Origin of the sequence: Streptomyces sp. NPDC091281, from assembly GCF_044757425.1 — a bacterium.
GTDB lineage: Bacteria > Actinomycetota > Actinomycetes > Streptomycetales > Streptomycetaceae > Streptomyces.
On record NZ_JBIVUY010000014.1, the window covers coordinates 283,256 to 292,296 of the forward strand.

Consider the following 9,041-nt stretch of genomic DNA (forward strand, 5'->3'; position numbering starts at 1 on the left):
CCGGGAGGAGCGTCAGACCGCCCGGTTGCGGCGGCGCGCGAGTTCGTCGGCCGGGTTGGGCCCGACGAGTGTCTCGCCGGTGTCGACGCGCTCGCCGTGCAGCTGGGACAGGGCGCCCTCGACGTCCCGCCAGACCACGCCCACGGCGATCCCGAAGATGCCCTGACCGCCCTGGAGCAGTGCGTGGACCTCGTCCGGCGAGGTGCACTCGTAGACCGTGGCGCCGTCGCTCATCAGCGTCATGCGCTCCAGATCGCTGAACCCGCGCTCCCGCAGGTGCTGCACGGCGGTGCGGATGTTCTGGAGGGACACCCCGGTGTCGAGGAACCGCTTGACGATCTTCAGGACGACGACGTCCCGGAAGCTGTAGAGGCGCTGGGTTCCGGACCCGTACGCGGGCCGCACGCTCGGCTCGACGAGCCCGGTGCGCGCCCAGTAGTCCAACTGGCGGTAGGTGATCCCGGCGGCCGCGCAGGCCGTGGGACCCCGGTATCCGATCTCCTCGGACGCGCCGGGCGCCGCCGCCCCGCCGGCGTCCGGCGCGGACGCCGGGCGCTGCGGAGCGGGTTCGGCCGCGGTGCTGTGCTGGGGATAGGCACCCCCCGCACGCAGCCGTGAGCCAGGGGATGCGTACGGACCGCTTCCCCCGACACCGAGTCCGGGGGCACCCCCCGCCGTACCGTCGCCGCTGCTTCTCACGCCGACCTCCGTCCTTGACCTGCCTTGTCGACGGTAGGCAGTCACCAGGGGTGCGTCAACGATCGCCACACTCGCCACGCCGGGTGATAATCACCCAAGGAGTGGTTTCCCGCACCCCACTGCGGGGAAAGGCTAGCCGAATGCGCTCGGTGAGGGTCGCAGGACGCTCTCACACGCCGCTGGCAATTGCCGCGGCACGCGGCCCACGAAGTCCCTCGCACCGCCGCCACCGACCGGGCTGCCGACCTGTCAGCGGCCCTCCGTGCCTGGCCCACCGGTGGCCGACGCTCCGGTTCACCGGAGTCCTGACGGCCAGGCCCTGACGGCCGCTCTACTGGTTGCTGGTGCCGAAGTCCTCCGGCGAGATCTGGTCGAGGAACTCGCGGAACTTCTCCACCTCGTCCTCCTGCTCGTCCGGGATGGCGATCCCCGCGTCGTCCAGCACCGTGTCGCTGCCGTAGATGGGCGTGCCCGTGCGCAGCGCCAGCGCTATGGCGTCGGACGGGCGCGCGCTCACCTCGACCCCGCTGGCGAAGACCAGCTCCGCGTAGAAGACCCCTTCGCGCAGGTCGGTGATGCGCACTTCGCTGAGCTCCTGGCCGACGGCCTCCAGCACGTCCTTGAACAGGTCGTGGGTCAGCGGCCGCGCCGGAGCCATGCCCTGCTGGGCGAAGGCGATCGCGGTCGCCTCGCCGGGCCCGATCCAGATGGGGAGGTAGCGGTCGCCTCCCACTTCACGCAGCAGCACGATCGGTTGGTTGGAGGGCATCTCGACCCGGACACCTACGACATCGAGCTCGTTCACACAGCAACCCTAGGCCGTGCTCGGGACGTTTGGGTAGTCGGGCTGGGAACGGGTGACCGAAGCGGGGACCCTCGCCGCTGCCCCGGAGGTCCCTCTCAGGGCAGGCGGACGCCCAGCGCGGACCGCACGAGCGCCGCGTGCAGCCGCACCGCGAGGTCGGCCAGCTCCTTGGCGCGGGCCTCGGCGTGTGCCCTGGTCTGGGGGTTGCGGTGCCGTCTCAGCGGGGCCACCACCTGGTCGACGAGACCCGCCTCCCGGTCGGCCGCGGCCTTCATGACCCGCAGATGCCGGGGCTCGATCCCGAAGCGGCCCAGCTCGGCGACGAGCGCGACGACGGTGGCCGCCTCGGCGTCGTACACCCCCTCCGCCAATGGGGCGACGAGGCCGTACGACTCCCACTCGCGGAGTTCGTCCTCGTCGATCCCGGCGGCGGCCAGCAGCTCGGCGCGGCCGATGCGGGCGGCGGTCGGGGCCTCGGAGGGTTCGGGGACGGGTTCGCCGTCCCGCTGGCGGCCCACCGTGGGCAGGGGCGCCGCCTCGCCGCGCTCCATGGCGTCCAGGTGCTCCCGGATCACCTTGAGCGGCAGATAGTGGTCGCGCTGCATCCGCAGGACGTGACCCAGGCGCTCCACGTCCCGCGCGCTGAACTTGCGGTACCCCGACGGGGTCCGCTGCGGCTCGACGAGCCCCTCCGACTCCAGGAAGCGGATCTTGGAGATGGTCACTTCGGGGAACTCGTCGCGCAGCACGTTGAGCACCGTGCCGATGCTCATCGGATCACCGTCCAGGGCGGCGGTGCCGGGTCCGGCACCGCCCCTCGGTGTGCGCAGCATGGGCCTTCCCTCGGGGTTCCCCCGGACGGGTCCGGGGGGTCAGTAGCCTCGCTGGCTCGCGTAGAAGACCAGCCGGTACTTGCCGATCTGCACCTCGTCGCCGTTCGACAGCGGGACCTCGTCGATCCGCTCCCGGTTGACGTACGTGCCGTTCAGGCTGCCGACGTCGGCGACCGTGAACGAGCCGTCCTGGGCGCGGCGGAACTCCACGTGGCGCCGGGAGACGGTGACGTCGTCCAGGAAGATGTCGCTCTGCGGGTGCCGGCCGGCCGTCGTCAGGTCGCCGTCCAGCAGGAAGCGGCTGCCCGAGTTGGGACCCCGGCGCACCACCAGCAGGGCGGAGCCCAGCGGCAGCGCGTCGACCGCGGCCTGCGCCTCGGGAGAGAGCGACGGCAACTGGGTCTGGCCGGTGACCTCGGAGTCGTAGGCCTCCAGGCCGGAGATGGAGATCGTGGAGGTCGTCTCCGACGCGCGCTCCGGCGTCAGACCGGGCCTCAGCGGCGCGCCGCAGTTGGAGCAGAAGCGGCTGTTCTCCGCGTTGCGGTTACCGCACCTCGTACACACCAGGGCTGACATAGGGGAAAACCCTCCACCCGTACTTGAGGTTGACGGTTGTCCGAAACCTATGCCGCCGGGCTGCGCAGGGTCAACCGACGCCCCGCCCTGGCCTCCGGAAATGTCGCCGCCCGGACCGGGTACCTGGTCCCGGAACAGCGGTCGCTGGCCTTCCGCGTCGGGCTGGGCGCGGTGGCGGGCCGTCGCGTTCTCCCCGCTCTCTCGCGCGCTCTTGCCGAACAACTTCGCAAACAACTTCACGGGCGATTCCCCTTGACCGAAACAGACCCGCCCGTGGGGCAGGACGAACCCTGACTGATTACACCGGCCGAGCCGGACACCTTCACAACGTCCGTATCCGCCAGACAGTTTCCACCACGCACCACCCGATCGGTGCGCCGACCCCCCGCAACCTCATGCCCCTGCCCGACGGCCGCCATGCACCGTCGGTTCACCGGGACGACGACCGAGCGTAGTCAGGCTGCTTCGCTGCCCGCAAGGCATCCACGACGATCTTGGTGGATCGCTCGACGACCACGGTGGCCTGCTCCTTCTCCAGAGTCTGCACCACGCCTCCAGGGATGTTGAGCGCCGGTTCGAGGTCCTGCGGCTTGCCGATGACCTTGAAACGATAGGGGGCGTTGATCTTGTTCCCGTCCACGCCCACGCCGTTGCCCGAATCCGTCAGGAACGTCCCGGCCACGACCCGTACGCCGTTCACCTGGATCGCCTCGGCGCCGGCCGCGCGCAGTTCCTGGACGGCGTCGAGCAGCATGTCGGGCTCGACCGTTCCCTTGGTGTCCTCGATCGTCATGGTGATACCGGGCCCCTCGGCGGCCACCGTGCCCGCCAGGATGCCGAGTTGCTTCTCCTTCTCGACCGTCTGCTTCCGGGCCTCCTCCGCCTGGTCGGAGCTGTTCTCCAGCTCCTCCCGCTGCTTCTCCAGGCCCTGCTTCTCGTCTTCTAGACGCTGACTCCGGTCGTCGAGTTCATCCAGGATGCGGACAAGATCTTCCTGGCGCGCGCCGCGCAGGGCGTTGCCGTCGTCGCTGGTGGACGCGACCTGCACGGCGAGCCCGAAACCGAGACCGAACAGCAGCAGCGCGACGATGAGTTGGGCGCGGCTCACGCGCGGCGGCCAGAGGCCCTGCGCGAGCCGCTGCCGCCCCGTCACCTCCGGTCCGGCCGGGGCCGACGGCGCCGGTTCCTCGGGGGCGGTCGCGGCGACCTCGGGCGGCAGCTCCTTGCGCAGCCTGGCGGTCGGCTCGTCCTCGTGCCCCGTACCGGCCCGGCGGGGCGCGTCGGGGTGCGGCTGGTCGCGGCGCGGCTCGTCGTGGTCGTTCATCGGCGTCACGCCCGGAAGACGTGGCGGCGGATCGCCGCGGCGTTGGAGAAGATCCGGATGCCGAGGACGACCACGACACCGGTCGACAACTGGGCGCCCACGCCCAGCTTGTCGCCGAGGAACACGATCAGCGCGGCCACGACCACGTTCGACAGGAACGACACCACGAAGACCTTGTCGTCGAAGATGCCGTCCAGCATGGCGCGCAGCCCGCCGAACACGGCGTCCAGCGCCGCCACGACGGCGATCGGCAGATACGGTTCGACGACCGCCGGAACCTCGGGCCGGACCAACAGTCCGGCCACGACGCCCACGACGAGGCCCAGTACGGCGATCACGATGTGCCCTTGCCCTTCTCGGTGCTCGGCTGTGCGGTGCGTACGATCACACTCGGTGCGGCGGGCACCTGGACGTCCTTCTCCACGGAGATGGCGGTCCGGATGCCGAAGTTCTCCTGGAGGGCGTGCAGGTACAGCCCGTCCGCGCTGTCCTGGAACCGGGTGCTCAGGTTCTTGCCGTCCCCCACCGCGAGCACCGTGTACGGCGGCACCAGCGGTTTGTTGTCGACCAGTATCGCGTCGCCCGCGGCCCGGATCGCCGACAGGGCGGTCAGCCGCTGTCCGTTGACGGAGACGGCCTCGGCGCCCGACGCCCACAGTCCGTTCACGACGCGCTGCATGTCGCGGTCGCGGACCCGCCCGGTGTCGGAAAACCCGGTGGTCTCGCGGGGGTCGCCGTCGCCGCCCGTGGAGGCCTCCTCGGCGTCGTCCACGACCAGCTTCACGCCGGGTCCGTGGACGGCCACCGATCCGGCGAGCATGCCGGTCAGGTCGGAGTGGCCGCCCCCGCCGCTGGCCCGCAGGGCCTCGCGCTGGCGGGCGCCGACGTCTTCGCGGAGCTTGTCGACGGTGCCTTCGAGCTTGTCGGCCGCGTCGGTCTCCTGGTCGATGCGGTCGATCAGTTCCTCGCGCTCCTTGGCGACGACGGGCGCGGCGACGCGCGCCTGGGCGGCGCCCACGGTCACCACGAGCGCCGCGAGCACCAGCCCGGCCGCGAGTCCCAGCTTGGCCCGCAGCGGCTTGGGCACCCCGCCCGCGCCCGCGGCCCGTCTGCGCGCGGCGGCCTCGGCGTAGCCCTCGTCCAGGCTGTGGTCCATGACGTTGGTGAGCAGCGACATGGAGGCGTCCGGGCGCGACACGCGCGCGGGTGTGCTCCGAACGGGGGGCTGCTGCGGCATGCCGCACATCGTCGCACGTCGTGCCCGCTACCTCCGAATGGCCCCACGCGCGCGTGCCGGACACGCTCCCCGGAGGGTACGTGCCCGGCATGCGCGCGTGCGCGAGAGCCGCGGGCCGCCTACGGACGAGGCGGGAGCGCGACCCGGTCAGTCACCGGCGCTGTCGACCACGGCCGCCCACTCGTCGAGCAGGGCCTGCGCCGAGGCGTCGTCGGGGCCCTCGGCCCACAGGTGGGTGACGGCCTCGGCGGGGTCCGGCAGGACCATCACCCAGCGGCCGTCGGTCTCGACGACGCGGACTCCGTCGGTGGTGTCCACGAAGCGGTCCCCGGCGGCCTCGACGACCCGCCGCATCACGAGGCCCTTGACGGCCCACGGGGTCGCCAGGTCCCGCTTGAGGACGTGCGCCTTCGGGATGCGCGCGTCGATCTGGCTGAGCGTGAGCTGCGTCCGGGCCACCAGCCCGATCAGCCGTACGAAGGCGGCCGTGCCGTCGAACACGCTGCTGAACTCGGGGACGATGAAGCCGCCCTTGCCGTCGCCGCCGAAGATGGTCGACTCGTCGCGTCCGACGCGGGTGAGGTCGTCGGGTGACGTCGTCGTCCACTCCACCTGGGTGCCGTGGTAGGCGGCGACCTGCTCGGCGATCCGGGTGGTGGTCACGGGCAGCGCGACGCGCCCGCTGCGCCGCTCGGCGGCGACCAGGTCGAGCAGGACGAGGAGGGCCCGGTCGTCCTCGATGATCCGGCCCTTCTCGTCGACGAGGGAGAGCCGCTCGCCGACGGGGTCGAACCGCACGCCGAAGGCGGCTCGCGAGGACGCGACGATCTCCCCGAGCCGTACCAGCCCGGACCGCCGCTGGTCGGCGGTCTCGGTGGGCCGGGCCTCGTTGAGGCCGGGGTTCACGGTCAGCGAGTCCACCCCGAGCTTGCCGAGGAGGCTCGGCAGCACCAGACCGGCACTGCCGTTCGACGCGTCGACGACGACCTTCAGTCCGGATTCCGCGATCCCGGTGGTGTCCACGTTCCTCAGCAGCGACCCGGTGTACGAGTCGAACACGCTGGCCGGGAAGTGCAGGTCCCCGATCTCGCCGGGGAACGCGCGCCGGTACTCCTGGCGCGAGTAGACCCGGTCCAGCTTCCGCTGGCTGCCCTGCGACAGGTCGGCGCCCCGCCCGTCGAAGAACATGATGTCGACGGAGTCCGGTACCCCGGGCGAGGTCCGGATCATGATCCCTCCGGCGCTCCCCCGAGCGGTCTGCTGCCGCGCCACGGGCAGCGGTACGTTCTCCAGGTCGCGTACGTCGATGGCGCTGGCCTGGAGCGCGGAGATGACCGCCCGCTTGAGCGCGCGGGCGCCGCGGGAGTGGTCGCGGGCCGTGGTGACCGTCGACCCCTTCTTGAGGGTCGTGGCGTAGGCACCGGCGAGGCGGACGGCGAGTTCGGGGGTGATCTCGACGTTCAGGATGCCGCTGACCCCGCGGGCTCCGAAGAGCTGCGCCTGACCGCGCGACTCCCAGATCACGGAGGTGTTGACGAAGGCGCCGGCTTCGATGGTCTTGAAGGGGTAGACCCGGACGTTGCCCTGCACGATCGATTCTTCACCGATCAGGCATTCGTCTCCGATGACGGCGCCGTCCTCGATGCGGGCGGCCCGCATGATGTCGGTGTTCTTGCCGACGACGCAGCCGCGGAGATTGCTCTGCTGTCCGACGTAGACGTTGTCGTGCGTGACGGCCTTGTGCAGGAAGGCGCCGGACTTGACGACGACGTTGGAGCCGATGACGGTGTGTTCCCGGATCTCGGCCCCGGCTTCGACCTTGGCGTAGTCGCCGATGTAGAGGGGGCCGCGGAGTACGGCGTCGGGGTGGACCTCGGCGCCTTCGGCGACCCAGACGCCGGGCGAGATCTCGAATCCGTCGAGGTCGACGTCGACCTTGCCCTCCAGGATGTCGGCCTGGGCCTTCACGTAGCTCTCGTGGGTGCCGACGTCCTCCCAGTAGCCTTCGGCGACATAGCCGTAGATCGGCTTGCCTTCCTTCATCAGCTGGGGGAAGACGTCGCCGGACCAGTCGACGGACACGTCGGCTTCGACGTAGTTGAAGACCTCGGGTTCCATGACGTAGATGCCGGTGTTGACGGTGTCCGAGAAGACCTGTCCCCAGGTGGGCTTCTCCAGGAACCGTTCGACCTTGCCCTCTTCGTCGACGATGGTGATGCCGAATTCGAGGGGGTTGGGTACACGTGTCAGACAGACGGTGACGAGTGCGCCCTTTTCCTTGTGGAAGCGGATCAGGTCGGTGAGGTCGAAGTCGGTGAGGGCATCGCCGGAAATGACGAGGAAGGCGTCGTCCTTCAACGCCTCTTCGGCGTTCTTGACGCTTCCGGCGGTACCGAGTGGCTTCTCCTCGTTGGCATAGGTGAGCTCCATACCGAGCTCTTCACCGTCGCCGAAGTAGTTCTTGACCAGCGAGGCCAGGAACTGCACGGTCACGACGGTCTCGTTGAGTCCATGCCTTTTGAGCAGCCGCAGGACATGCTCCATGATCGGCCGGTTGGCCACCGGCAGGAGCGGCTTGGGCATGCTCGAGGTCATCGGGCGAAGGCGTGTGCCTTCGCCTCCGGCCATCACGACGGCCTTCATGTCGGAAGCGTCCTCCTTGAAGAGACGGTCTAGCCGACTTCACCCGTCCAGATTGTCCCGCACTTTTCCACGTCGGGCCATCGAGCCTGTTCCGGCCGCCGATCGGCGAGCTCAGTCGGACGTGGCGTCCGCTCGGACCAGGCGGCGGACTTGTACCACGTACAGCACTCCTGCCCACCAGTACAGGGTTGTACCCCATCCTGCGAACGCCCATCCGAAAATGGCTGCGAGTGACGCCAGCCAGCCGCTTCCGTCACTGAGGAGGAGAAGGGGGAAGGCGTACATGAGGTTGAACGTGGCGGCCTTGCCGAGGAAGTTCACCTGGGGCGGCGGATAGCCGTGGCGCCGGAGGATGCCGACCATCACCAGGAGCATCAGTTCCCGGGCGAGAAGTACAGCCGTCAACCAGAGGGGGAGAATCTCGCGCCAGGTCAGTCCGACCAATGTCGAGAGAATGTAGAGCCGGTCGGCTGCGGGGTCGAGGAGGCGGCCGAGGTTGCTGATCTGGTTCCAGCGCCGGGCGAGCTTCCCGTCGAGGTAGTCGCTGATCCCGCTGAGGGCCAGCACCAGCAGGGCCCACCCGTCGCTCTGCGGGCCTCCGAACTCGGGTCGGAGAATCAGCCACAGGAAGAGGGGCACGCCGGCGAGGCGCGCCATGCTGAGGATGTTGGGGATGGTGAGGACCCGGTCGGTCTGAACGCGGGTCTCCTGGACCTCCACCCGGGGGCCTCCAGTAGAAAATGAGCCAACGATGCCCCCTGACCCTACCTCAACGCAAAAAAGCTCTGGCTCTTGGGCGGTGTGCCCAAGAGCCAGAGCTGTAAAAGGAGTTCGGCGGCGTCCTACTCTCCCACAGGGTCCCCCCTGCAGTACCATCGGCGCTGTAAGGCTTAGCTTCCGGGTTCGGAATGTAACCGGGCGTTT

The 9,041-nt window shown here is 69.8% G+C and carries 9 protein-coding genes and 1 rRNA gene; all 10 read right to left on the bottom strand.

The window, feature by feature from the left end; genetic code table 11:
- Window positions 1-12: 12 nt before the first annotated feature.
- A complete protein-coding gene (locus ACIQPQ_RS31900; RefSeq protein WP_383770776.1) occupies window positions 13-699 on the bottom strand; it encodes a MerR family transcriptional regulator in 687 nt (228 codons plus the stop codon).
- 331 nt (window positions 700-1,030) lie between these two features.
- Window positions 1,031-1,504 carry a bifunctional nuclease family protein gene (locus ACIQPQ_RS31905; RefSeq protein WP_093771173.1) on the bottom strand — a complete coding sequence of 158 codons (474 nt, stop codon included), beginning with the start codon at window positions 1,502-1,504 and terminating at the stop codon, window positions 1,031-1,033.
- Window positions 1,505-1,599: 95 nt separating this feature from the next.
- On the bottom strand, window positions 1,600-2,337 hold the full coding sequence (locus tag ACIQPQ_RS31910) for a MerR family transcriptional regulator (protein WP_401310830.1): 738 nt from the start codon (window positions 2,335-2,337) through the stop codon (window positions 1,600-1,602).
- Between the two features lie 39 nt (window positions 2,338-2,376).
- Window positions 2,377-3,261, bottom strand: coding sequence for an FHA domain-containing protein (locus tag ACIQPQ_RS31915; protein ID WP_383771260.1), 885 nt, complete (start codon window positions 3,259-3,261; stop codon window positions 2,377-2,379).
- Window positions 3,262-3,343: 82 nt separating this feature from the next.
- Complete coding sequence (locus tag ACIQPQ_RS31920; protein ID WP_401310833.1) at window positions 3,344-4,237, bottom strand: DUF881 domain-containing protein; 894 nt, start codon at window positions 4,235-4,237, stop codon at window positions 3,344-3,346.
- Window positions 4,238-4,242: 5 nt separating this feature from the next.
- Complete coding sequence (locus ACIQPQ_RS31925) at window positions 4,243-4,575, bottom strand: small basic family protein (RefSeq protein ID WP_003988855.1); 333 nt, start codon at window positions 4,573-4,575, stop codon at window positions 4,243-4,245.
- On the bottom strand, window positions 4,572-5,414 hold the full coding sequence (locus ACIQPQ_RS31930; RefSeq protein ID WP_383771257.1) for a DUF881 domain-containing protein: 843 nt from the start codon (window positions 5,412-5,414) through the stop codon (window positions 4,572-4,574). The genes ACIQPQ_RS31925 and ACIQPQ_RS31930 overlap by 4 nt, the downstream gene beginning before the upstream one ends.
- Before the next feature lie 207 nt (window positions 5,415-5,621).
- On the bottom strand, window positions 5,622-8,117 hold the full coding sequence (locus tag ACIQPQ_RS31935) for a sugar phosphate nucleotidyltransferase (RefSeq protein ID WP_401310836.1): 2,496 nt from the start codon (window positions 8,115-8,117) through the stop codon (window positions 5,622-5,624).
- A gap of 111 nt (window positions 8,118-8,228) precedes the next feature.
- A complete protein-coding gene (locus ACIQPQ_RS31940) occupies window positions 8,229-8,837 on the bottom strand; it encodes a CDP-alcohol phosphatidyltransferase family protein (RefSeq protein WP_383770763.1) in 609 nt (202 codons plus the stop codon).
- A gap of 109 nt (window positions 8,838-8,946) precedes the next feature.
- A 5S ribosomal RNA gene (rrf, locus tag ACIQPQ_RS31945) occupies window positions 8,947-9,041 on the bottom strand; the annotation flags it as partial.